Annotated in this window: 19 protein-coding genes; 3 read left to right on the top strand and 16 right to left on the bottom strand. The window is 72.1% G+C overall.

Annotated elements, in window-relative coordinates:
* Positions 1-198 precede the first annotated feature (198 nt).
* On the bottom strand, positions 199-975 hold the full coding sequence (locus AB1460_RS21965; protein WP_368963743.1) for a fumarylacetoacetate hydrolase family protein: 777 nt from the start codon (positions 973-975) through the stop codon (positions 199-201).
* A gap of 254 nt (positions 976-1229) precedes the next feature.
* On the opposite strand from AB1460_RS21965, the gene AB1460_RS21970 reads away from it, so the two are divergent.
* On the top strand, positions 1230-1496 hold the full coding sequence (locus AB1460_RS21970; protein WP_018640555.1) for a hypothetical protein: 267 nt from the start codon (positions 1230-1232) through the stop codon (positions 1494-1496).
* Here AB1460_RS21970 and AB1460_RS21975 read toward each other — a convergent pair.
* The 7 genes from AB1460_RS21975 to AB1460_RS22005 form a co-directional block, all read right to left on the bottom strand.
* Positions 1412-2230 (bottom strand): hypothetical protein, encoded by an 819-nt coding sequence (locus AB1460_RS21975; RefSeq protein WP_368963745.1) that lies wholly within the window; start codon positions 2228-2230, stop codon positions 1412-1414. The two genes, AB1460_RS21970 and AB1460_RS21975, sit on opposite strands and share 85 nt — an antisense overlap.
* Before the next feature lie 129 nt (positions 2231-2359).
* The gene (locus AB1460_RS21980; RefSeq protein ID WP_368963746.1) at positions 2360-4318 is read right to left on the bottom strand and encodes a murein transglycosylase; all 1959 of its coding nucleotides are present in this window, start codon (positions 4316-4318) and stop codon (positions 2360-2362) included.
* Positions 4319-4773: 455 nt separating this feature from the next.
* Positions 4774-6456 (bottom strand): citramalate synthase, encoded by a 1683-nt coding sequence (gene cimA / locus AB1460_RS21985; protein WP_368963747.1) that lies wholly within the window; start codon positions 6454-6456, stop codon positions 4774-4776.
* Positions 6457-6829: 373 nt separating this feature from the next.
* Entirely contained in the window at positions 6830-7507 is a 678-nt protein-coding gene (locus tag AB1460_RS21990) for a Crp/Fnr family transcriptional regulator (protein WP_368963748.1), read from the bottom strand.
* Positions 7508-7629: 122 nt separating this feature from the next.
* Entirely contained in the window at positions 7630-8016 is a 387-nt protein-coding gene (locus tag AB1460_RS21995; protein WP_368963750.1) for a cyclic nucleotide-binding/CBS domain-containing protein, read from the bottom strand.
* Between the two features lie 160 nt (positions 8017-8176).
* Positions 8177-9100 (bottom strand): branched-chain-amino-acid transaminase, encoded by a 924-nt coding sequence (ilvE, locus tag AB1460_RS22000; RefSeq protein WP_368963751.1) that lies wholly within the window; start codon positions 9098-9100, stop codon positions 8177-8179.
* 247 nt (positions 9101-9347) lie between these two features.
* Positions 9348-10376 (bottom strand): 3-isopropylmalate dehydrogenase, encoded by a 1029-nt coding sequence (locus tag AB1460_RS22005; protein WP_368963753.1) that lies wholly within the window; start codon positions 10374-10376, stop codon positions 9348-9350.
* Positions 10377-10782: 406 nt separating this feature from the next.
* Between AB1460_RS22005 and AB1460_RS22010 the strand changes: the two genes are divergently transcribed.
* Positions 10783-12117 (top strand): EAL domain-containing protein, encoded by a 1335-nt coding sequence (locus AB1460_RS22010; RefSeq protein ID WP_368963754.1) that lies wholly within the window; start codon positions 10783-10785, stop codon positions 12115-12117.
* The gene (locus tag AB1460_RS22015; protein WP_368963755.1) at positions 12114-12413 is read left to right on the top strand and encodes a DUF1059 domain-containing protein; all 300 of its coding nucleotides are present in this window, start codon (positions 12114-12116) and stop codon (positions 12411-12413) included. The genes AB1460_RS22010 and AB1460_RS22015 overlap by 4 nt, the downstream gene beginning before the upstream one ends.
* Before the next feature lie 48 nt (positions 12414-12461).
* On the opposite strand, the gene leuA is transcribed toward AB1460_RS22015, so the two are convergent.
* The 8 genes from leuA to AB1460_RS22055 all read right to left on the bottom strand — a co-directional run bounded on the left by leuA (position 12462) and on the right by AB1460_RS22055 (position 24102).
* Complete coding sequence (gene leuA / locus AB1460_RS22020; RefSeq protein ID WP_368963757.1) at positions 12462-14159, bottom strand: 2-isopropylmalate synthase; 1698 nt, start codon at positions 14157-14159, stop codon at positions 12462-12464.
* Between the two features lie 192 nt (positions 14160-14351).
* Entirely contained in the window at positions 14352-15245 is an 894-nt protein-coding gene (locus tag AB1460_RS22025) for a septum formation family protein (RefSeq protein ID WP_368963758.1), read from the bottom strand.
* A gap of 202 nt (positions 15246-15447) precedes the next feature.
* Positions 15448-17037 (bottom strand): phosphoglycerate dehydrogenase, encoded by a 1590-nt coding sequence (gene serA / locus AB1460_RS22030; protein ID WP_368963760.1) that lies wholly within the window; start codon positions 17035-17037, stop codon positions 15448-15450.
* A 359-nt stretch (positions 17038-17396) separates the two neighbouring features.
* Entirely contained in the window at positions 17397-18392 is a 996-nt protein-coding gene (gene ilvC / locus AB1460_RS22035; protein ID WP_368963761.1) for a ketol-acid reductoisomerase, read from the bottom strand.
* Between the two features lie 48 nt (positions 18393-18440).
* The gene (ilvN, locus tag AB1460_RS22040) at positions 18441-18965 is read right to left on the bottom strand and encodes an acetolactate synthase small subunit (RefSeq protein WP_368963763.1); all 525 of its coding nucleotides are present in this window, start codon (positions 18963-18965) and stop codon (positions 18441-18443) included.
* Positions 18962-20758 carry an acetolactate synthase large subunit gene (locus AB1460_RS22045; RefSeq protein ID WP_368963764.1) on the bottom strand — a complete coding sequence of 599 codons (1797 nt, stop codon included), beginning with the start codon at positions 20756-20758 and terminating at the stop codon, positions 18962-18964. Before AB1460_RS22045 ends, ilvN begins: the two co-directional genes overlap by 4 nt.
* 313 nt (positions 20759-21071) lie before the next feature.
* Positions 21072-22829 carry a penicillin-binding transpeptidase domain-containing protein gene (locus tag AB1460_RS22050; protein ID WP_420497336.1) on the bottom strand — a complete coding sequence of 586 codons (1758 nt, stop codon included), beginning with the start codon at positions 22827-22829 and terminating at the stop codon, positions 21072-21074.
* A 253-nt stretch (positions 22830-23082) separates the two neighbouring features.
* Positions 23083-24102 carry a metallophosphoesterase family protein gene (locus AB1460_RS22055; RefSeq protein WP_368963767.1) on the bottom strand — a complete coding sequence of 340 codons (1020 nt, stop codon included), beginning with the start codon at positions 24100-24102 and terminating at the stop codon, positions 23083-23085.
* Positions 24103-24174 lie beyond the last annotated feature (72 nt).

The following is a 24174-nucleotide window of genomic DNA, read 5'->3' on the forward strand; positions in this document are numbered from 1 at the left end:
CGGGTCTCCGGCGGGTCTCCGGCGGGTCTCCGGCGGGTCTCCGGCGGGTCTCCGGCGGGTCTCCGGCGGGTCTCCGGCGGGTCTCCGGCGGGTCTCCGGCGGGTCTCCGGCGGGTCTCCGGCGGGTCCCGATTACCCGGCCCCGGCCAGCCGCAGTGGGGCGGGCGGGGCCGGAGCACCGTCGCCCGCCCGCACTCCCCTACCGCGCGGTGACCGGATTCGTCAGCGTGCCGATGCCGTCGACCGTGACGGCGGCCGTCTGCCCGGCCCGCATCGGCCCCACCCCGGCGGGCGTGCCGGTCAGCAGCACGTCACCGGGGAGCAGCGTCATCGCTCGCGACATGAAGGCGATGAGCGTGGGCACGTCGTGCAGAAGGTGCCTGGTCCGCGAGTCCTGGCGGACCTCGCCGTCCAGCGTCGTCCGCAGGGCCAGGTCGGACGGGTCGAGCTCGGTCTCGATCCACGGCCCGAGCGGGCAGAAGGTGTCATGGCCCTTGCCACGGGTCCACTGGACGTCCGCCGCCTGCTGATCCCGGGCGGTGACGTCGTTGGCGCAGGTGAACCCGAGAACGACCGACAACGCCCGCTCCACCGGAACGTCCCGGCACAGCCTGCCGATGACGATGGCCAGTTCGCCCTCGTAGTCCACCCGCTCGGTGTCGGGGGGGAGCACGATCGGGTCGCCGGGGCCGGCCACACTGGTCGAGGGCTTCAGGAACAGCACCGGGCCCGCCGGCGGCTCGCCGCCCATCTCACGCGCGTGGTCCGCGTAGTTCTTCCCGATGCAGAGAATCTTGCTGGGCAGGACGGGAGCCAGCAGCCGGACCTCGGCCAGCGGCCGCCGCACCCCGGTGAACGTGAACGGCGCGAACGGATGGGGCGTGATCCCAGCCACAATCGCGGTCCCCTCCTCTGGAGACCCCTCCACCACGCCGAATGCCGGCTCTGACCCGTCAGTGAACCTCGCTATACGCACTGGGCGACCGTACCGACCGCGCCGCGCATCCGGTCCACCCGGCGACACACCGGACACGGACGGAACAGGCCCGGCCGGACGCCGGTGCCGAAACGGGCCGCCCGTCCGGCGTCCGCGTTCCGGGCCGGACAAGGTCCGGTGCACCACTGCCGGGAGGGGACGCCGAGAATCAGGCAGGATTGCCGGGTAAGGGCCAGCGCCCGGTCGAGGACGGCGTGGCCCGCCAGGTACCGGCCTGCTCTGGAAGGAGCACGATGACCGAGATCGACTCGACCCCCGTCTACGAGATTGGCGCGCCCGAACCCAAGCCCATCGACGAGGAGCTCAGCGTCCAGCTCGGCCATCTCGCCGAGGACGCCATCCTGCGCGGCAAGCCAAACGGCGACGAGCGCTGCGACAACTGCCTCTACTACCTCGACACCGACAAGGACATCACCTACTGCTGGCACCCGAAGCTGCGGATCCTCGTCGGCGGCGACTGGTGGTGCCAGTGGTGGGAGGAGATTCCGGACGAGGACTGATCACTCTGGATGTCCGCACCCTGGACGTCCGGCCCCGGGGTCGCGGTCGCGGCCTCGGGGCGCTGGCCTCGGTCCGACTCGCCGTCCCGGCCGGGGGTGGTGGTGAACGGCCGGCGCAGCCACAGGTCGCGCAGAATGTCCGTCGCCGCCACGGTGACCAGGCCGCGCGCCCCGTCGAGGATCTCGGCCATTTCCGGCTCCTGGGCGCCGCGGTCCGCCGCGTGCGTCAGCTCCTCCGACTCGTGGCAGGCCGCCTCGACCAGCCAGCCCCGCTCCGTCGCCGCTGACAGCAGCCCGAGAAGGTCCGGGCGAGCGTCCGGCAGACGGCTCGCCAGCCGCTGGCGCAGCGCCCACAGCGCGGCCCGATCCGCGGTACGCCCCCAGGTCACCCTGATGAACCGGCCCTCACCCACCACCACCGGGACAGTCGTGACCGGGGTAGTCGTCACCGGGACGGGTGCCACCGCACCGGCCGCCTCGCTGACCAGGTGGACGTGGGGATGGTCGGTCGTCGTCACACCATCGAGCAGCCCGCCGAGCCGCTCCCAGAAGGATTCCGCGGGCCGGCCGGGGCCGCCGATGTCGAACAGGCCGACGAACATTCCGCCGCCCGACATTCCGGCGATGGCACCGGGCCGAGCCGGGCCGCCTGGCCCCTCGCCGGCCCCCCGTGCCAGCTCACAGCGCAGCGCGCGGGTGTCCCCCACCCGCCCCCGGATCGCCCTCAGCAGCATCGCCACCTCCCCCCGTGACGGCGAGACTACGACGCGCCACCATGGCGAGCCACCTCACACCGACGGACCATGCCACCGGAGGGTGTGAACGGGCGGTGCGCCCGAGCGGTGCCGCTGGAAGGAGCTGGTTCAGGCCTCCGGCGCCAGCGGCACGACGTCGAACGGCAGCTCGCCCTCGCCCGTTCCGGGGTCGGCCGGAGCGGCTTCCGCCGGTGCCGCCGAGGCGGGGTCCGCCTGCGCCCGCAGCGCTCCGGCGACGTCCCCGAGGCCCGTCCGCGCGTCGGCGGCGATCTCGCCGATCCGGATCGCGACGGCGAGCCGGTCGAGGAACCGCGCGAGTTCCACCGGGGTCCGCACGGCCCCGTCGCCCACGGGCAGCGTGGCCAGCAGGTCGGTGGCAGCCGTCGGGGTGATGCGCCCGGTGTCGCGGTAGGTCTCCAGCCGACGCCGGAGGCTGGCCAGCGTCGACGGCGCACCCGCGAAGTCCGCCGCGTCGATGCCGGCGACCCGGGCACGGGCCTCGACCGGCGGGCAGTCCGGACCACCCGGCACCACCCGGACGACCACGTCGAACGGGCCCCGGTCGGACGCCCGACCGATCGCGAGCCCGTCGATCCTGCCCAGCGAGTGGATCTCGTCGCCCTCCGGAAACATGCGGGCACTCAGCGCCGTCGCCACCGTCGCGCCTGCCTTGTCGAGCAGGCTGAGCTCGATGGTCACGGTCCGGTCCGCGGTGCCGCCGACCCGGGCGCGGACGTCCAGCGACTCGAAGTTCGACCCGGTCAGCAGGTCGCCTCCGACACCGCTGGCGCTGATGGAGCCCCCGTCGACGACCGGTGTCACGCAGCCACCGCCAGCCGGGTCGGCGAGCGGCGTCAGGGCTGTCACCTCGAAAGGCTGATCGGTCGCCAGGTTCTCGGACCCCTCGCCCGCCGCGCCGCCGTCGGCCTCCGCCGTGCTGGCGGCGGGGTCGGCACCCAGGCTGGAGACCACCGTCGGGCCGACCGCGTACCAGGCCGCCCAGCCCAGCACCGAGCGGATGTAGGCGTCCGAAGGGTTGTACGAGCGCACCGCCGCCAGGACGTTGTCCGGAATGCGCAGGTCGCCCGAACGGCACAGCAGGTCTGCCGCGGCAAGCGCCGCGTCGTCGATGTCGTTCGGGTCGGCGCGGCCGTCCCCGTCGGCGTCCCGACCGGCCCAGCGCCACACCGGCGGGGTGAACTGCATCGGGCCGACCGCGCGGTCCAGCTCACTGTCGCCGTCGAGCCAGCCGTCGTCGGTGTCGCGGATGTGGAACCTGCCCGCCGAGCCGTCGAGACGCGGGCCGACGACTGTCGGTGCCACCCTGCCGTCGGGGCCGATCTCCGCGCCCCTGCCATGACCGGACTCGATCGCGCCGAGACCCGCCAGTACCGACCAGTGGAGGAAGCAGCCGGGCTGTTCGGCCTTCAACCGATCAGCGGCGTCGGTGTACGCCACCAGCACGCGGGACGGGATCGTCGAGGCCTCCGCGCCCGACCCGGGCGGGGTCGCGAGCGGTTCGTTCGGGACGGTGCTGCCGGCCGCCGGGCCGGGCGCCTGCGTTCCGGCCGCGGCGGTACCGGTTCCGGCGGTACCGCCGGTGGCGACAACCGCCAACCCGTCACGGACGGGCAGCCGGACCTGCCCCGAGGCCCCGACGACGCCCGCCAGGTCCGCCACGGTCGCGCTCCCGAAGGCCGCTCCGTCCTCAGGCAGGATCTCGTCCTGGTCGATCCGCCCGTTGACCGGGCCGGTCAGCTGCCAGGGGGCGGCGGCGGGGGCCGGGCCCGCCACCGCGGTCACCGCCAGGGCCAGCGCCGCCGCGCCCAGGCCGAACTTCGCCAGTGCCCAGGAGCCCCGCCGGGTGCCGGCGCGCCGAGCGGTCGGCCCACCGGCCAGATCAGCTCTGGCGGCGCTGCCCGCTCTGCCTGCTCTGTCGGTGCTGCCCGCTCTGTCGGTGCTGCCCGCTCGGCTGGCCTCTCCCGCCCTGCCGGCGCTGCCGGCCCTGCTCGCCCGGCCGGCGCCGCCCAGCCGGCCTGCGCGGCCCGTCCGGCGCGATCCGGTCACTCGGCGCGCCCCGGACGGGGGGTCGACCCAGCCGGCGCCCGACGTGGCCGGCGACGCGGACGATCGATGTGCCCCGGTCCGACGGGCACCAGCTCCACGGCGGGGAGTGCGGCTCATCGCCGGCTCCCCCGCATGCGGCCGCTCCTGGTCTGGCGCATCATCGCCGGACACCGCGACACGGCCGTCCCCTCTCCTCGGCCTTCAGAGCCGAGCTCGCATCTCGCCGCCGGATCCGAGCCGGGCACCCTGATCGCCTGTTATGCGACGGATGCCTCGGATGACCGGAAGCGTCGCGGTCAGCGTAGCCGGCACCAAAGGATGGCCGGGCAGGGTTGGCGTCAGCGGAGAAATCTTTGACAGGACGGGCGCACGCCGCATGGTTCGCGTTGACGATGTTGATCGCCCGATGTGGACGGACGTGCCTCACCCGGCAGGCCGCAGGCGGGCGAAGCCGGTCAGACGGCGTCGGGGTCCGGGCGCTCGCCCTGCCGGCGCAGGCCGTAGGTGACCGCGTCCTGAAGCGCCACCCAGGAGGCTGCGATGATGTTCTCGTCGACACCGATGGTGTCCCAGCGACCGCGGCCGTCGCTGGTCTCGACCAGGACGCGGGTGACCGCGCCGGTGCCGTGGCGCCCGTCGAGAATGCGCACCTTGTAGTCGACCAGGTCCAGGTCCGCCAGGCCCGGGTAGGCCTTCTCCAGGGCCGCCCGCAGCGCGGTGTCGAGCGCGTTGACCGGGCCGTTGCCCTCAGCGGTCGAGACGTGCCGCTCGCCGTGCGAGTGGACCTTCACCGTGGCCTCGCTGACGACCTCGCCGCCGGCCCGCTGCTCGACGATGACCCGCCAGGATTCGAGCGTGAAGTAGCGCTCGCGCCCCGACACCTCGTCGAGCAGCACCAGCTCGAAGGACGCCTCGGCGGCCTCGTAGGAGTAGCCGGCGGCCTCGCGGTCCTTGACCAGCTCCAGCACCCGGCCGAGGGCTTCCCGCTCGCCGGAGAGATCCAGGCCCATCTCGCGGCCCTTGAGCTCGAGGGTGGCGCGGCCGGCCAGTTCGGATACCAGCATCCGCATGTCGTTGCCGACCTCGGCCGGGTCGATGTGCTGGTACATGTCCGGGTCGACCTTGACCGCGCTGGCGTGCAGACCGGCCTTGTGCGCGAACGCGCTCGCCCCGACGTAGGGCCGGCTGCTGTTCGGTGCCGAGTTGGTGACCTCGTCGATGGCGTGCGAGACCCGGACGAGCTCCCGGAGCCGCCCAGCCGGCAGGACCTGGCGGCCCAGCTTGGTCTCCAGACCGGCGATCACGCTGAACAGGTTCGCGTTGCCGCAGCGCTCGCCGTACCCGTTCGCGGTGCCCTGCACGTGGGTCGCGCCGGCCTCGATCGCCACCAGGCTGTTCGCGACGGCGCAGGCGGCGTCGTCGTGGCAGTGGATGCCCAGGCGCGCGCCGGTGCTCTCCAGCGCGGTGGCGACGACGTCACCGATGCGGGTCGGGAGCATGCCGCCGTTGGTGTCACACAGCACCACGACCTCGGCGCCGGCCTCGGCGGCCGTGCGCACCATTTCCAGCGCATAGTCGGCGTCGGCGCGGTGGCCGTCGAAGAAGTGCTCCGCGTCGACGAACACCCGCTTGCCCTCGGCGGTCAGGTACCGCACAGTGTCGCGGATCATCGCCAGGTTCTCGGCGGGAGTCGTCCGCAGCGCGCGCTCGACGTGCCGGCGGTCCGCCTTCGCCACCAGGCAGACGACCGCCGTGCCGGCGTCCCGCAGCGCGGCGACCTGCGGATCGTCACCGACGGCCTTGCTGGCCCGCCGGGTCGAGCCGAACGCGGTCAGCAGCGCGCCACGCAGGTCCAGCTCGGTGCGGGCGCGGCGGAAGAACTCCGCGTCCTTCGGGTTGGAACCGGGCCAGCCGCCCTCGATGAAGCCGACTCCGAGCTCGTCGAGGTGGCGGGCGACGACGAGCTTGTCGGCCACTGACAGGGACAGGCCCTCCTGCTGGGTGCCGTCCCGCAGCGTCGTGTCGTAGATGTGCAGCGACTCACGGTCGAAGGGGGGCGCGTGCTCCTCGCCGACGGCGCCAGCGGAGTGCGCGCCGGCCGGAGCGGAGCTTGTCGTGGCTGGGACGTCGTGGGGCACAGCTGGACCTCTCGCTGGAACCGTGTCTGGCCGTCACGCGCCCGGTCTCCCTGGTCAGTGACCGGAACGCGTGACGGGGACGGGTTCGCCGCCAGAGCCCGACCCTATGACGTAACACACCGGACATAAAGCAAGTGTGGCGCGCGCCATGTGTCGCGTGACCTGCGTGTTCCCTCTTCGGGACGCCCCGTGCCGCGAGCGACTGGACCCGTACCCGACCCCCACGCTACGCACACCCGCCGGCCACGCGGCCGGCGGGCCGCCTACCCGATCCCGCCGACCCCGCCGAGCGCACCGGATCCCGCCGCAACGGGCACCGCCACCGGCCGGCTCACCCGGGCCTGCTCACCCGGACCGACCCGCCTGGTGCGGCTCAGTCGCCGGCGAACCGACGCAGGCGGTCGACCTGCATGATCGTGATGGTCTGCCCCTCGGACAGGATCCATGCCCTGCGCTCGAACTCGCGCAGCGCCTGGTTGACCGACTGGCGCGAGCCGCCGAGCAGCGAGGCGATCTCGGTCTGGGTGAGCCCCAGCTCGATCACCGGGCGGCCGGCCTCCCGCATCCGCATGAGCAGGAGCTTCGCGACCCGGCGCGGCAGGTCGAGGAACACCAGGTCCGCGTTGGCGCCGGTGAGCCGGCGCACGTGCGCGACCAGTGCCCGGATGAGCTGCTCGGCGACCGCCGGGCGTTCCCGGACCAGCTCCCAGACGGCGTTGCGTTCCAGCACCAGCGCGGTGCTCGGTTCCAGCGCCTCGACGCTCGCCGACCTTGTCCCGGCCTCGACGATGTTGAGCTCGCCCAGGGTCTCGCGCGGGCCGGCGATGTTCAGGACGTGGTCACGGCCGTCGTCAGCCTTGGTGAGGACCTTCAGCCGTCCGGAGGCGACCACGAGGAGGGTGTCGGCGGGCTCGCCCTCCGTGAAGACCACCTGACCTCGGCGGAACCGCCTCGTCACGGACCGGCTGGCCAGCCGTAGCAGGTCCTCCTCGTCGAGTTCCTTCAGCAGCGTGGTCCCCCGCAGCAGGGTGACCGCCTCAGTGTCGTGCATGCCCGTGAACGTAGCGCCGCACGGGGATCCGATGCGGCGCAGATCCCCGAGTCGGCCAATTCATCGCCGCACGGTCACACAGCGACCACATCTCGTCGCGAGATGTTCGCCGTCGAGACCGGTCACACCTCGACCCGCTGCCGGCTCCAGCAGCGCACCACATCGCGCATCGAGAGCACACCCTCGACCTCCGCTCCGGAGGTGATGATGAGGTGACGGAAGCCGCCACGCAACATCACCGCGGCGGCCTCGTCGAGCGACCAGTCGCGGTCGGCCACCACCACGTCCCGGGTGAGATGGTCACCCACGACCTCGGTGTCCGGGCTCTGCCCGGCCGCGACCGACCGCAGGACGTCGCGCTCGGTCAGAATGCCGAAGCCCTGGCCCTCGCTGTCGAGGACGACGGCCGCGCCGACCTGGCGGGCGGCCATCATCCGGGACGCCTGCCGCAGCGTGTGCCCTGGCCCCACCACCAGGACCAGAGCGCTCATTCCATCCGAAACCCGCATGACGGCCTCCCGAACCGGCTCCCGACGCTTGTGCGTTCGTGAAACGACTACAGGAGACGGTAGGCGGCCAAGGTCGGGTTGGCCAGAGCACACGCCCGACGAGATCAGCCGCGCCGTGACCGGGGACGCGCTCGGCACGGCGGCGGCTGGCTGGAGCGCCTCAGCCCACCAGCTCGTTCCAGTCCTTGTACCGGTCGAGCTCCCCGCGGGTGGCCTGGTGGAAGATGTCGATGATCTCCCGGGTGACCGGGCCGGGCCGGCCCGCGCCGACGCGGCGGTCGTCCACCTCGGAGATGGGAACGATCTCGGCCGCCGTGCCGGTGAAGAACGCCTCGTCGGCCAGGTAGAGGTCCGTCCGCACGATGTGCTGTTCCAGCACCTCGTACCCCTGGTCGGCCGCGATCTGCATGACCGACGCCCGGGTGATGCCGCCGAGCGGGCCGTCGCTGAGTGGCGGGGTGATGACCCGCCGGCCGGAGACGATGAAGACGTTCTCCCCCGAGCCGTCGGCGATGTGACCGTTCGGGCTGGTCATGATCGCCTCGTCGTAGCCGGCCTTGATGGCCGCCACCTTCGCCAGCGAGGAGTTCAGGTACTGGCCGGACGCCTTCGCGGCCGGTGGGATGATGTTCGCGTCGTTGCGGCGCCAGGTCGAGATCGTCGCCCGGGCACCGTTGCGCTCGGCGTCCTCGCCGAGGTAGGAGCCCCAGGGCCAGACGGCGATCATGATCTCGACCGACGAGGGCAGCGGGTTGAGCCCCATCTCGCCGTAGCCGAGGTAGATCAGGGGGCGGATGTAACAGGCCTCCACGCCGTTCTCGACGATGGTGTCCTTCGTCGCCTGGATGACCTCCTCCTGCGAGAAGGTCGGCTCCATCATGTAGATCTTGGCGCTTCGGTACAGGCGGGCGATGTGATCGGTGAGCCGGAAGACCGCACTGCCGGCGGACGTCGAGTAGGCCCGGATGCCCTCGAACACGCCCCACCCGTAGTGGAGGGTCGGGTTGAGCACGTGGATGCGGGCGTCGTCCCAGTCGACGAACTCGCCGCTCATCCAGATCTTCGAGGTGGGGGTAATCGGCATGACAGCTCCAGAACGGGCTACCTCAGGGCGCACATGAGCGCGCAGGCGAACAGGGTGACGAACAGTCAGAGATGACGAAACTGCCGATCGTCGCCGTGGTCAGGCCCTGTCGGCTGCCGTCGTACCGGATCTACGGCTCCATCCGAGGATAGCCGGTGGACGACCGTTGGGAAAACGACCAACCAGACGGCGGGGAGCACCCGGCTCCCCGCCGCGGCCCGCGGGTCTCCCCGCGGCGGCCAGGGGGTCAGCCCGCGGCGCGCGCGGCCAGCTCCTCGCCGACCTCGCGGGTCGACCGGCGGCCACCGCCCGACGAGGCCCGCTCGGCCAGCGAGGCGGCGACGGCGGCATCCACCCGGGAGGCCTCCGCCGTGTGCCCGAGGTGCTCGAGCAGCAGCGCCACCGACGCCACCGTGGCGGTCGGGTCGGCGACGCCCTGGCCGGCGATGTCGGGCGCGCTGCCGTGCACCGGCTCGAACATGCTCGGGTGGGCACCGGAGGGGTCCAGGTTCCCGCTGGCCGCGAGCCCGATACCGCCGGCGATGGCCGCGCCGATGTCGGTCAGGATGTCGCCGAACATGTTGTCCGTGACGACGACGTCGAAGCGGCCGGGGTCGGTGACGAAGAACATCGACGCCGCGTCGACGTGCTGGTAACCGACCTCGACGCCCGGGAACTCCGCGCCGACCTCGGCCACCGTGCGGGACCACAGGTCGCCCGCCTTGGTCAGGACGTTGTTCTTGTGCACCAGGGTGAGGTGCGCGCGGGGGCGGCGGCTCGCCCGGGCGAAGGCGTCGCGGACGACGCGCTCGACGCCGAACCGGGTGTTGACGCTCTCCTCGGTCGCCACCTCGTGCGGCGTGCCGCGGCGCAGCGTGCCGCCGGCGCCGGCGTACGGACCCTCCGTGCCCTCCCGCACCACGATCATGTCGATGGTGGGGTCACCGGCCAGCGGCGTCGTCACTCCCGGGTAGAGCCGCACCGGCCGCAGGTTCACGTGGTGGTCGAGCTCGAAGCGCAGCCGCAGCAGCAGCCCGCGCTCGAGCACCCCGCTGGGAACCCCCGGGTCGCCGACCGCTCCGAGCAGGATGGCGTCGTGGCCGCGCAGCTCGTCGAGGACGCTGTCCGGCAGGGTCTCTCCGGTCCGGTGCCAGAGCCGGGCGCCCAGTTCGTACTCGGTCGTCTCGACCTTGGGGTAAACGGCGCGCAGCACGCGCAGCCCCTCTGCCACAACTTCCGGACCGATTCCGTCGCCGCCTATGACCGCAAGCCTCATGAGCCCCGACTGTAGCCGGCCGTTCCCGACCCACCTGGCCGGGCCGACCTGCCCGTCACCCTCTGTGCGCCGTCCGGCTCCCAGCATCCCCGAGCCCCTCCGACGCCTGCTCCAGGCACTGCCGGCCGGACCGGCCACATAATCTGACATTCCGTTGGACGAGTGCGCTGCATAGGCGTCCAGCGACGCACCGGCCTACGCGGAAGACCACATTGGGCACGGCTCACATCAACGAAAACCCAATCATCCGGACGTCAAAAAATGCGCCTCAGACAAGATTCGGACCACGGCCGTCGCACAGCGCCTCAACTCCACGGCGTCACCATGCCCACGACGCGCTAAAAGTGATAGGAAATAAACAACATCACTGATGCGACGTGCGGCGACACGAGGGGGTGCACGGCGCATGGGTTCTCAGCGCCTGACCAGTGAGCGTCCCACGGACACCGGGCCGCCGGTGGCCCAGGTGACAGTCAGCCACGAGGGCACCTCCGGCCTGGGCGGCGCCCAGCCGAGAGCACGTCCGCATCCGGCGGCGCCCCTGCCCGCCCGCCCGGACATCGACCGCCTGCTCGCCGACCCGGACGCTCCAAACCTTGTCTTCCAGCCAATTGTGGACCTGCGCCGCGGGGTCATCGCAGGCTACGAGGCGTTGGCCCGGTTCGGTGACGACCCGCGCAACGCCCCACCTCTGGTCTTCGCCGAGGCCGACCGGCGCGGGCGCGGCGCCGAGCTGGAGGCACGGGTACTACGCACGGCGATCTCGGCCCGTGACCATCTTCCGGACCGTTGCTTTCTTGCCGTCAACGTCTTCCCGCATCTCCTTTCCGACCCCGAGATCGAGGCGGTCTGGCGGCGCGCGGATCTCTCCCGCATCGTTCTGGAGCTGAACGAGGCGGTGGCGATCGACTGTTCCCCCGGCCTGGCCGTGACCTCGCAGGAGCTACGGAACCGAGGCGCCTTCATTGCGATGGACGACGTCGGCTCCGGCTATGCGGGACTGCGCCAGCTCACGCACATCCGGCCCGATTTCGTGAAACTGGACGGATCGCTGGTCACCAACATCGATGACGACCAGGTGAAGATCGCGCTCACCGAACTCGTCGGCGGGTTCGCCAGCCGTCTCAACGGGTGGCTCATCGCCGAGGGTGTCGAGCGGGTCGAGGAACTCACCATGCTCATCGCGCTGGGGGTGCCCCTCGGGCAGGGCTATCTCCTCGGGCGGCCGTCCGCGCGCTGGCAGTCCCTGGACCCGGCGGTCGCCCGTCGGATCCAGACGATCTCGAAGCGGGCCGACCGCTCCGCGCACATCGTCAGTCTGATGGAGCCGGCCCAGATCTCGACCGGAGACCACGGGCACTGCACCGACAACGCGACCTGCCCGCCGTGCGCGCATGCCCCGGCAGCCGCCCTGCCAGGAGGACCCGACGCCGCCGGCAGGGCCACCATCATCGTCAGCAACCGCTGCCGCCCCGTCGCGTTGCGACTCCCCACCGGCCCCGGTACCGGCCCCGGTGGCGGTGGCAGTTCCAGCGGCGGCAGCCCGGACGGCCGGTGGATTCCCACCTCGCTGTTCGCCCTGCCGGACGAACCCGTCACCGAGGTGGCGCGCAGGGCCATGACCCGTCCCCGCGGGTGCCGGTTCGACCCGGTGATAATCGTGACCGAGATGGGACGACCCCTCGGCCTGGTACGGATGGAGCGGCTGATGCTGCGTCTCGCGGAGCTGTCGGCGGTATGAGGCGGAACCGGTTCTGGACAGCGCAGGCCCTGATGGGCCCCCGCCCCGCCGGCGACGCGGCGGGGCGCGTCCGCGAGGTCACGGTGGTGCGTCCCGTGGCCATGAAGGAGTTCTACTGCGGCGCCATCATCCACGGCTGTGAGACCCGCCTGGTCGCCGCCGGCGAGGAGGAGATCCTCGCCGCCGTCGACACCCACGCCCGGGTCGACCACGGGATGACCGACGTTCCCGAGGACCTGGTCGAACAGGTCCGCCGTGGCATCAGGAACGTCCGGCCGGCCGCGTACAACGACTGACCGGCCGCCGGGCGGGCGAACCTGCCACCCGCCTGGCCGGCCGACGCGTCAGCTGTTCCTGGCCGCCCGGTTGACCGCGCTCACGACGGCACGCATCGAGGCGGTCACGATGTTCGGGTCGATCCCGACCCCCCAGAGCACGGCATCGCCGACCGCGACCTCCAGGTAGGCGGCGGCCCGGGCATCAGCCCCGGAACCCAGCGCGTGCTCGTTGTAGTCCAGCACCCGTACCGGCAGCCCACGCTCGGACAGCGCCGCGACGAAGGCGTCGATCGGGCCGTTGCCGCTACCGCTGATGGCCGTCTCGACGCCGTGCAGGCGGACCGAGACCGTCACCTCGTCCCGCTCGCCGCTCGCCGCCGTGGTCCGTGAGCCGAGCAGTTCCAGCGGTGCGCCCGGGTCGCCGCCCTCCGGGCGGTACTCCTGGCCGAAGATCTCCCACAGCTGCTCGGCGGTGACCTCGCCACCGGTGTCGTCGGTGTACCGCTGGACCACGCCGGAGAACTCGATCTGCAGCTTGCGCGGCAGGTCCAGCGCGAACTCCGACTTCATCAGGTACGCCACACCGCCCTTGCCCGACTGGCTGTTCACCCGGATGACGGCCTCGTAGGTGCGGCCGACGTCCTTCGGGTCGATGGGCAGGTACGGCACCTCCCACAGTGTCTGCCCGGTGCGCTCCATCGCCTCGAAGCCCTTCTTGATGGCGTCCTGGTGGGAGCCGGAGAAGGCGGTGTAGACGAGGTCGCCGCCGTAGGGGTGGCGGGGGTGCACCGGCAGCTGGTTGCAGTACTCCACCGTGCGGCGCACGCCGTCGATGTCCGACAGGTCGATCATCGGGTCGATGCCCTGGGAGAACAGGTTCATCCCCAGAGTGACCAGGCAGACGTTGCCGGTGCGCTCGCCGTTGCCGAACAGGCAGCCCTCCACCCGGTCGGCGCCGGCCATGACACCCAGCTCGGCCGCGGCGACCGCGCAGCCCCGGTCGTTGTGCGGGTGCAGCGACAGCACCACCGCGTCACGGCGGGTCAGATTGCGGCTCACCCACTCGATCTGGTCCGCGTAGACGTTCGGCGTCGACATCTCCACCGTCGCGGGCAGGTTGAGGACGACGGGGTTCTCCGCGGTGGGCTCCCAGACGTCCATCACCGCCTCGCAGACCTCGACGGCGTAGTCCAGTTCGGTGCCGGTGAACGACTCGGGGCTGTACTGCCAGCGGACGTCCGTCCCGTCCAGCAGCTTCTCGGCGTACTGGGCACACCAGCGTGCGCCCTGCACCGCGATCTCGGTGATGCCGGGCCGGTCGAGCCCGAAGACGACCCGGCGCTGCAGGGTCGACGTCGAGTTGTACAGGTGGATCAGCGCGCGGTCGGAGCCGATCAGCGAGCTGGCGGTGCGCTCGATCAGCTCCTCGCGTGCCTGGGTGAGGACCTGGATGGTGACGTCGTCAGGGATCAGGTCGCCCTCGATCAGCTGCCGGACGAAGTCGAAGTCGGTCTGGCTCGCCGCGGGGAAACCGACCTCGATCTCCTTGTAGCCCATCGCGACCAGCAGCTCGAAGAGCTGCATCTTGCGCGTCGGCGTCATCGGGTCGATCAGGGCCTGGTTGCCGTCACGCAGGTCGACGCTGCACCAGCGCGGGGCGCGGGTGATCGTGGCGTTCGGCCAGGTGCGGTCCGGCAGCGCGACCGCCGGGAACGGGCGGTACTTCTCGATGGGCATGCCGGATGGCTGCTGCGGTGTGATCACTGCTCCTGCTTTCTCGGAAGAGCGGCCCGGCCCGCCGCCGAACGGGAGCCGGTGCTGACGCACGAGAACTCCGCGACGGGGAAGCCAGCCACTAGTCCGGATCAGGCCCCGCCGCGGCACCTAAGAAGCAGTAGCGCACGCATCGCCGGATCAGCTTACCCGATGCCGCGACCGACAGGCCCGGATCGGCGGTCAGCTGCGGACGATGCCGGGCGGCGCGAACCGCCCGCTGTCCGGGAGCAGGTCGTCCGCACGGATCGTGCAGATGATGCTGGTGACACCACGCTCCCAGCTCGCCTGGTCCGGACGCACCGAACCGACGACACGGTGCGGGGCCACATCGAGCCCACCGACGTAGTCGCGCAGGGACTCCGCGCAGACATCCGCCGCCGCCGCGCCCAGCCTGGCCGCACCGGGCCAGCTGCCGAACCGGGCGGAGAGATCGACGATCCGGGTGATCTCGTCGAGGTGCGGCTCCGTGCACGCCACCGGCCTCGGTGCGGGTGCGTCCCCGGAGCCGGGGATGGCCAGCGGCGTCACGGACGCCACAGCCCAGGTCAGGCAGTCGCCGACGGCCAGGGAGCGGAACACGTCCGGGGCGAGGGCGAAGCCGCCGGGAGCACCCAGCGCGGGGTCGACCGCCCGGCCCCCCATCGGCGATGACGTACTCGACGCGAGACCGCTGGTCGCCCGGGCGAGTCCGTCGGCGGCGGCCGCGGACGCCAGCCCGGTGCCGTCGGCGCTGATCCCGGACGGGGGGAGCGGTGTCGACGCGACCGGCACGCCCCGGGCGGTGTGGCGCAGGGCGACGAAGGTGAGACTGATCATCCCCACCGCGAGCGTGAGGACCGCGAGCACCCAGGTCAGGCGCCGGGCCCTCGGTGCCGGGCGGGGCGGGGCCACGAAGAGCCGGTAGACCAGACCCTGCAGGCCACGGGGTGCCGGCACGACCCCGCACCGCGACCCCCGGGCCAGCGACATCTGGCCGGTGCGCTCTCGGGCTGACGGCTCCAGGAAGCGCGCCGACCGGACGAACCGCTCGTCAAGCCGCACATCCTCGAACGGATCCGGGTGCTGCGAGGCCATGTCTGCCACGGTAACGCCAGCAGGCGCCGCGAGCGGCGCTTCCGGCCAACGATCACTCACATCGGCCCGAGTCACCCCCAGCCGATACAAAGACCCCGATTCCGGCCCTCGGAGCCTCGCCGTGGGCGCGGGGCGACGTCAGGGCGAGTCAGGGCGACATCAGGGTGCCCCGGGCGGCAACCCGCCCGGGGCAGGCGGGCCGTCAGCCGACCGAGATGCTCACCGCGCGCGCGTACGGCGCACCGATGATCTTTGCGATCTCGCTCAGGATGTCGGGCGCCACAGCGTCGTCCAGCGACAGCGACATGAGTGCGTCGCCGCCGGCGCTAAGCCGGCTGACCTGCGCGTTCGCGATGTTGATGTGCGCCTCGCCAAGCAGCGCGCCCACCGCGCCGACGATCCCCGGGCGGTCCTCGTAGCGGAAGAACGCCAGGTGGTCCTCGGGGCGGATGTCCACCTCGAAGCCGTCGATCGCCGTGATCTTCTCGACCTGCCGGGAGCCGACCAGGGTGCCGCTGACCGAGACAGTGGTGCCGTCGGGCAGTGCCCCGCGCACGGTGACGAGGTTGCGGTAGTCGGGGCTGTCCTCCGAGGTCTCCAGCGTGACCTCGACGCCGCGCTCCTTGCCGATCAGCGGCGCGTTCACGTAGGTGACCTGCTCGGCCACGATGTCGGTGAAGACACCCTTGAGCACCGCCAGCTGGAGCACCGACACGTCGTGCACGGCGATCTCGCCGCGCACCTCGACGGTGATCGCCGCGGCGACCCCGGAGGCCAGACCGGAGAAGAGCTGGCCGAGCTTCTCGGCGAGCGGCAGGCCGGGCCGCACGTCCTCGGCGACGACCCCACCGGCCTGCACGTTGACGGCGTCGGGGACGAACTCGCCGCTGAGCGCGAGGCGCACCGACTTCGCCACCGCCAGGCCCGCCTTGTCCTGCGCCTCCTGCGTCGAGGCACCCAGGTGCGGGGTGACGACCACGTTCTCCAGGCCGAACAGCGGCGAGGAGGTGGTCGGCTCCTTGGCGTAGACGTCGATACCGGCGCCGCCCACCCGGCCGGAGCGGACCGCGTCGGCGAGCGCTGTCTCGTCGACCAGCCCGCCGCGGGCGGCGTTGACGATGATCGCGCCCGGCTTCACCCGTGCCAGCTGCTCCGCGCCGATCAGGCCCAGCGTCTCCGGCGTCTTCGGGAGGTGGATCGTGATCACGTCGCTGGTGGCGAGGAGCTCGTCCAGGTCGACCAGGCGCACGCCGAGCTGGGACGCGCGGGCGACCGAGACATAGGGGTCGTAGGCGAGGATGGTCATGCCGAACGCGGCGAGGCGCTGCGCGACCAGGACGCCGATGCGACCCAGCCCCACGACGCCCGCGGTCTTCTCCGTCAGCTCGACGCCGACGTACTTCGACCGCTTCCACTCGCCGTTCACGAGGGCGCCGTGCGCCGCCGGCACCCGGCGGGCAACCGAGAGCAGCAGGGCGACGGCGTGTTCGGCGGCGCTGACGATGTTCGACTGCGGCGCGTTCACCACCATGACACCGCGGCTGGTCGCGGCCGGGACGTCCACGTTGTCCAGGCCGATGCCGGCCCGGGCGACGACCTTCAGCTTCGGAGCCGCGGCGAGGGCCTCGGCGTCGATCCTGGTGGCCGAGCGGATGAGCACCGCGTCGACGTCGGCCAGCGCTGGCAACAGTGCGGATCGGTCCGCCCCGTCGACGTGGCGGATCTCGAAGTCCCCGGAGAGGACCTCCAGCCCGGCCGGTGAGAGCTCCTCGGCGACGAGTACGACGGGCACGGTCTGCTCCTAGTAGCAGGCTCGCCGCCGGCCACCGATGAGGGACGCAGCGGCGTTGGCCGTGCTGCGCCACAGCCCGGGCGGACGACGACGGTGTCGAATCAGGTGGGCGTCGAATCAGGTGGGTGATGTCGAATCAGGTGGGCGTACGGTGCGGCTACAGCCTACCGACGCAGCCCGGCACGATCGGGCGCCCGCCGCGGTGTGCCCGCTCTCACCTGCGCGGCGAGCCGGTCAGGCGGTCGGGACAGCGGAGCCGGTCGGGACAGCGGAGCCGGTCGGGACAGCGGAGCCGGTCGGGACAGCGGAGCCGGGTGGGGCGCACCGTGCACCGGCCCGCCCCACCCGGCCCACCCGGCTCAGTCCTTGGCGATCCAGGACATCATCGGACGAAGCTTGCCGCCGACCTGCTCGATCGGGTGCTGCTTGCCCTCCTCGACCAGCTTGGTGAAGGTCGCGCGGCCCGCGTCGTCCTCCGCGACCCACTCACGGGCGAAGGTCCCGTCCTGGATCTCGTCGAGGATCTTGCGCATCTCGGCCTTGACCGCGGGCGTGATCACGCGCGGCCCACGGGTGACGTCGCCGTACTCGGCGGTGTCGGAGATCGAGTAGCGCATCTGGCTGATGCCGCCCTCGTACATGAGGTCGACGATGAGCTTGAGCTCGTGCAGGCACTCGAAGTAGGCGACCTCCGGGGTGTACCCGGCCTCGACCAGCGTCTCGAAGCCGGCCTGCACCAGCGCGCTGGCGCCGCCGCACAGCACCGCCTGCTCGCCGAACAGGTCGGTCTCGGTCTCCTCGGTGAAGGTGGTGCGCAGCGCGCCGGCGCGGGTGCCGCCGATGCCCTTGGCGTAGGCGAGCGCGATGTCGAGCGCCTTCCCGGATGCATCGGCCTCGACGGCGACGAGCACAGGCACGCCCTTGCCCTCCTCGAACACCCGGCGCACCAGGTGGCCGGGGCCCTTCGGGGCGACCATGAAGACGTCCACGCCGGCCGGCGGCTCGATCAGGCCGTAGCGGATGTTGAAGCCGTGCCCGAACGCGAGAGCCTTGCCCTCGCTCAGGTGCGGCGCGATCGACTCGGCGTAGATCTTGCGGTGGGTGGTGTCCGGCGTGAGGATCATGATGATGTCGGCCTCGGCGGAGGCCTCCGCCGGGGTCACCACCCGCAGACCCTGCTCCTCGGCCTTGGCCCGGCTGGTGCTCGTCTCGGGCAGGCCGACCCGGACGTCGACCCCGCTGTCGCGCAGGTTCAGCGCGTGCGCGTGCCCCTGGCTGCCGAAGCCGATCACGGCGACCTTGCGGTCGGCCAGGATCTCGAGGTTCGCGTCGTCGTCGTAGTAGATCTCGACCATCGGTGCTGAATCTCCTAGTGGGAATTCCTGGTGGGAAAGGGGTGTACGTCAGGCCGAGCGCTCGACGGCGCGCAGGCTGCGGTCGGTGATCGACCGCGAACCGCGGCCGAGCGCGACCATGCCGGACTGGACCATCTCGCGGATCCCGAAGGGCTCGAGCATGCGGATGAGCGCGTCCAGCTTGTCACGGGTACCGGTCGCCTCGATCGTCACCGCGTCCGGCGCGACGTCCACGACCTTGGCGCGGAAGAGCTGGACGGTCTCCAGCACCTGCGAGCGGACCGCGAGGTCGGCCCGCACCTTCACGAGCACGAGCTCACGCTGCACGGAGACGCCGGAGTCCATCTCGACGATCTTGAGAACGTTGACGAGCTTGTTGAGCTGCTTGGTCACCTGCTCCAGCGGCAGGTCCTCCACCGCGACGACGATCGTCATCCGGGAGACGTCCGGGTTCTCGGTCGGGCCGACGGCCAGCGACTCGATGTTGAACCCGCGCCGGGAGAACAGGCCGGAGACCCGGGCGAGGACACCGGGCTTGTTCTCGACGAGGACGGAGAGGGTGTGCCGGGTCACAGGTTGACCTCCGCGTCGCCGGAGTAGTCGAAGTCGGGAGCCATGTCGCGGGCCACCTGGATGTCGTCGTTGCTGGAACCGGCGGCCACCATCGGCCACACCATGGCATCCGGGTGGACCACGAAGTCGACCACGACCGGCGCGTCGTTGATGCTCATCGCCTTCTCGATCGTGGAGTCGATGTCCTCGGGGGACTCGCAGCGCAGGCCGACGCAGCCGAGCGCCTCCGCGAGGCGCACGAAGTCGGGCACCCGGGTCACCCCGGTGCGCGCCGAGGCGGGATGGGTGCCGAGGTCGGTGTTGGAGTAGCGCTTGTCGTAGAACAGCGTCTGCCACTGGCGCACCATGCCCAGCGACCCGTTGTTGATGATCGCGACCTTGATCGGGATGCCCTCGAGCGCGCAGGTCGCGAGCTCCTGGTTGGTCATCTGGAAGCACCCGTCACCGTCGATCGCCCACACGGTCGCCTCCGGCCGGCCGACCTTGGCGCCCATCGCCGCCGGCACCGCGTAGCCCATCGTCCCGGCACCACCGGAGTTGAGCCAGGTGTACGGGTGCTCGTAGGAGATGAACTGGGCGGCCCACATCTGGTGCTGCCCGACTCCGGCCGCGAAGACTGTCTCCGGGCCGGCGATCTGCCCGATCCGCTGGATGACCTGCTGCGGCGCCACCGCGCCGTCCGGCGGGGTGTCGTAGCCCACCGGGTAGGTCTCCCGCCAGCGGTCCAGCGTGTGCCACCAGGCCTCGAGGTCGGAGCGGGGCTCGGCCTGCAGCGCGGCCGTCAGGTCGGCGATGACCTCACGGCAGTCGCCGACGATCGGCACGTCCGCCACCCGGTTCTTGCCGATCTCCGCCGGGTCGATGTCGGCGTGGATGACGGCTGCCCCCGGCGCGAAGGACGCGAGCCGCCCGGTGACCCGGTCGTCGAACCGGGCCCCCAGCGTGATCAGGAGGTCGGCCTTCTGCATCGCGGTGACGGCGGCGACCGACCCGTGCATGCCGGGCATGCCCAGGTGCTGGCGGTGCGAGTCCGGGAACGCGCCGCGGGCCATCAGCGTGGTGACCACGGGGATGCCCGTCAGCTCGGCGAGCACCCGCAGCTCGGCCGCCGCGCGCGCCTTGAGCACCCCCCCGCCGACGTACAGCACCGGCCGGCGCGCGGCGCTGATCATCTTCGCCGCCTCGCGGACCTGCTTGGCGTGCGGGCGCGTCACCGGGCGGTACCCCGGCAGGTCGAGGGCCGGCGGCCACACCTCGTGCGGCAGCACCGAGGTGAGGCCCTGCAGGATGTCCTTCGGCAGGTCGACGAGCACCGGCCCGGGGCGCCCGGTCGCGGCGAGGTGGAAGGCCTCGGCGATCGTGCGCGGGATGTCGTCCGCCGAGTGGACCAGGAAGTTGTGCTTGGTGATCGGCAGCGTGATGCCGCAGATGTCGGCTTCCTGGAAGGCGTCGGTACCGATCGCCGCGCTCGCCACCTGGCCGGTGATCGCCACCATCGGCACCGAGTCCATGTAGGCGTCCGCGATCGGCGTCACCAGGTTCGTCGCGCCCGGACCGGACGTCGCCATGCAGACCCCGACCCGCCCGGTGGCCTGCGCGTACCCCTCGGCGGCGTGCCCCGCGCCCTGCTCGTGGCGGACCAGCACGTGCCGGACCCGGGTGGAGTCGAACAGCGGGTCGTAGGCGGGCAGGATCGCCCCGCCCGGGATGCCGAAGACCACGTCGGCACCAACCGCTTCCAGCGAGTGGACGAGCGACTGGGCTCCGGTGATCTGTCTGGTCTCACTGGTCATCTGGTCGTCTTCCTTGACGGGGCCGGCAATGTGCGGACGGGACGTCGTTCACGGCGGTGCGGGCGGGCGGCGGTCGTGGCGGGCTGACGGGCTGACGGGGTCGAACCGGCGGGGCCGGGGCCGGACACGAAAAAGCCCCTCGTGCCGTGGGCACTGAGGGGCGGCGCGGGTGGTCGGAGACCGATCTGGTCCGACTACACGCGCTCCAAGCGTACGAGGATGCCGGTAAGCACGCGCTCAACCATCCCTGACATCGGCCATCGCGTCAAGCGATCGGCCGCGGCCGGGGTGACCGGCCGCGGCCGCCCGCACGTCAGCCGGCCGGCGGCGGGCCGGCGACCTGGCCGCCGTCGAGCGCGGTGAAGAACGACGCCACCACGGGTGCCGCCGACTCGGCGCCGAAGCCGCCGTCCTCGATGACGACCGCCACCGCGACATCCCCCCGATAGCCGACGAACCAGCCGTGGGTGGGTGGCGGGTCACCGTCCGCGTACTCGGCCGTGCCGGTCTTGCCGTGGACCTCCCCCGGCATCGGCACACTCGCGGCGGTGCCCTCGGTGACGACCGCGCGCATGAAGTCACGCAGCGGACCCAGCGCCTGCTCCGGCAGGGGGTTGCTCCGTGGCGACTCGCCGACGACGAACGGCTGGTGCCAGGTTCCGCTGGCCACGGCGGCGACGACGCTGGCCATCTGCAGCGGTGACGCGGCGACCCGGCCCTGCCCGATCGACGCCGAGGCCGACTCGACCTCGTCGCGCGGTGCCGGGAACGATCCGCCGACACTGGCGATGGGCAGTGGCTCGACACCGTCGAAGCCGTACAGCTTCGCGGCCTGCTCCAGCACCCCGTCGGGCAGCGACTGCTCGAGCCGGATGAAGGCGGTGTTGCAGCTCTTCGCGAAGGCGGTCCGGAACGGGATCAGTCCGAACTGTTCGTCCTCGGCGTTCTGGAACTCCCGGCCGCCGACGCCCACCGTCTGGGTGCAGTCGATGGTGCTGTCCGCCGGCCGGCCGGCCATCAGCGCGGCCGTCGCCGTCACGATCTTGAAGGTGCTGCCGGGAGGGTAGGAGCCGCGCACCGCGCGCCCGTAGCCGTTGAGCGGGTGGTTCACCGCCGCAAGCACACCGCCGGTGCGGGTGTCGATGGCGACGAGTGCCCCGTTCGGGCGGGACGCGGTGGCCATCGCCGTCTCCCCCGCCCGCTGGACGTCCAGGTCGATCGTGGTGCGGATCGCCTCGCCGTCGCTGCTCGGATACGACTTGAGCGTCTCGACGGTCTCGTTGGCCTCGGTGCGGACCACGATCGCGCCGCCCTGGGGGCGCAGCCGCGCCTCGTAGACCCGCTGCAGGCCGGAGGCCGGATCGACTCTGCCGATGAGGTTCCCGGCGAGCTCGGGGTTGGTGTCCATCGGACGCCCGTCCACGTCGACCAGCGCACCGCGCTGGCCGGTGGACTCGGCACGGTCCAGGCGCAGCCCGGGCCGTAGTGCCGGATGGACGGACGACGGCCGGGCCTGCACCTTCCAGTCCCCGCCCGTCTGGACCAGACCCAGCTCACCCGCGTAGGTCAGCGGCTCGGAGAAGCCGGCGAGCGTCAGGCTGGCCGTGTAGGGCACCGTCGCACTCGCCCCTGAGCGGGCCACCTCACCCGCTGTGAGCTCGGCTCCGGTCACGTCAAGCCGGTCGTGCACGTCGGTCATCAGCCCGACGAGCGTCGCGACCGGGATGTCGCCGTCCACGCTGACCGCGCGGACCGCGGCGCTCGCGCGGTCACGGGCCTGGCTGGCGGCCGGCCGCGGGCCGCCCTGCTCCCCGGCGGCGCCATCACCGGAGGTGGCACCCGCGGCGGAACCGCCGGACCCACCGGACTCGCCGGACCCGGCAGCACCGGACGACGCCTCGGCGGCCTCCTCGGCGGAGGGCGAGGTCGTCACCGCCTTCCACCCGGCCAGGTAGGCCGCGGCGGCCGCGACCACCGACCGGTCCGCCTCCCGAGCGTCGGACCGGGACTTCAGCCAGTAGAAGACCCCACCGCCGACTGCCAGCAGGACCACGACGAGGGCAGCGGCCAACAGGCCCTGCCGGCCCCGTCCTCGCCCTCGGCGACGTGACCGCGACGGGCTGAACCCTGTGGGTGTGAGAGGCACGACGCTTCGCCTCCCCCCACCTCGACGGAATCGTCTGCAGGGCCATGCGGCCCGAGCTCACCCTACGAAGGGGCACCCGGGTCCGCATCCGACGCGCCGCACCCCGTCGGCAAGCCGACACGCGGATGCACCAATGGTGGCAACGCAGAGGACCACAGATGAGGTGCGGACCTTCGGGCTAAACCGCACCCTGCCGGTAGGGCCGCGGCGGCTGCGGCTGCGGCTGCGGCTGCGGCTGCGGCGAGCGGACCGCCGGGGCAGCGGAGACGGGGCCGCCGGGCGCGCCCGGCGGAACCTGCAGCGCCGTGTGCTCCGACTCGTCGTGCGGGGCGCCCCACGGCGGAACGGGCTCACCGGTCGGCGCGGGCAGGATCTGGCGCAGGACGGGTCGCCTGGTCCGCCACGAGCGCCACTCCCGCGGGTAGCCGACCGAGACCTCCTCGAACCGGACGCCGTCGTGGACGGTCGTCCGCGGGATGTGCAGGTGACCGTAGACCACCGCGGCGACGTTGTAACGGGTGTGCCAGTCCGCCGTCAGCTCGGTGCCGCACCACTGTGCGAACACCGGATAGCGCAGGATCCGGGTCGGCTCACGGACCAGCGGGAAGTGGTTCACCAGCACGAGCGGGACGTCGCGCGGGCACTCGTCCAGCCGGGCCCGGGTGATGGCGACGCGAGCGCGGCACCAGGCATCCCGAGACGGGTAGGGATCGGGATGGAGCACCGACTCGTCCGAGCAGACGACTCCGGCGGCGTAGGCGGCGGCGAGCGCCTCCTCCTTCGTGGACGTGCCGGCCGGGCGGAACGTGTAGTCGTAGAGCAGGAACATCGGCACGATCCGCGCCGGGCCGCCCTGACCCGTCCAGAGCGGGTACGGGTCCTCCGGTGTGAGGACGCCGAGGCCGGCGCAGAGGTCGACGAGGTGGCGGTAGCGGGCCTCGCCACGCAGGTCGACCGCGTCGCGGCTGAGGGACCACAGCTCGTGGTTGCCGGGCACCCACACGACCTTCGCGAACCGGCCGGCGAGCAGGCGCAGCGCCCACTCGACGTCGTCGAGCAGTTCCCCGACGTCGCCGACCACGAGCAGCCAGTCATCGTCGTGCCCCGGGCGCATCGCCTCGACCACCGCCCGGTTCTCCGGGTGGCGGACGTGAATGTCGCTGGTGGCGAGCAGGCGCCCCCGCGTGGTCCCAGACATCAGAGACGATCGTCGCACATCAGGTCGCACCGGGCCCCCGTCCCGGGCGACCGGGGTGATGTGACGCACATC

It is taken from the genome of Parafrankia sp. FMc2, assembly GCF_041008525.1.
GTDB lineage: Bacteria > Actinomycetota > Actinomycetes > Frankiales > Frankiaceae > Parafrankia.

Coding starts and splice junctions, on each gene's coding strand:
- AB1460_RS21990 (WP_368963748.1), bottom strand. CDS start 7,507: ATGCACGACACTGAGGCGGTCACCCTGCTGCGGGGGACCACGCTGCTG.
- AB1460_RS22005 (WP_368963753.1), bottom strand. CDS start 10,376: ATGAGGCTTGCGGTCATAGGCGGCGACGGAATCGGTCCGGAAGTTGTG.
- AB1460_RS22010 (WP_368963754.1), top strand. CDS start 10,783: ATGGGTTCTCAGCGCCTGACCAGTGAGCGTCCCACGGACACCGGGCCG.
- ilvE (WP_368963751.1), bottom strand. CDS start 9,100: ATGCCGATTACCCCCACCTCGAAGATCTGGATGAGCGGCGAGTTCGTC.
- AB1460_RS21995 (WP_368963750.1), bottom strand. CDS start 8,016: ATGCGGGTTTCGGATGGAATGAGCGCTCTGGTCCTGGTGGTGGGGCCA.
- AB1460_RS22015 (WP_368963755.1), top strand. CDS start 12,114: ATGAGGCGGAACCGGTTCTGGACAGCGCAGGCCCTGATGGGCCCCCGC.
- AB1460_RS21975 (WP_368963745.1), bottom strand. CDS start 2,230: ATGCTGCTGAGGGCGATCCGGGGGCGGGTGGGGGACACCCGCGCGCTG.
- AB1460_RS22025 (WP_368963758.1), bottom strand. CDS start 15,245: ATGGCCTCGCAGCACCCGGATCCGTTCGAGGATGTGCGGCTTGACGAG.
- AB1460_RS22045 (WP_368963764.1), bottom strand. CDS start 20,758: ATGACCAGTGAGACCAGACAGATCACCGGAGCCCAGTCGCTCGTCCAC.
- AB1460_RS21970 (WP_018640555.1), top strand. CDS start 1,230: ATGACCGAGATCGACTCGACCCCCGTCTACGAGATTGGCGCGCCCGAA.
- ilvC (WP_368963761.1), bottom strand. CDS start 18,392: ATGGTCGAGATCTACTACGACGACGACGCGAACCTCGAGATCCTGGCC.
- AB1460_RS22055 (WP_368963767.1), bottom strand. CDS start 24,102: ATGTCTGGGACCACGCGGGGGCGCCTGCTCGCCACCAGCGACATTCAC.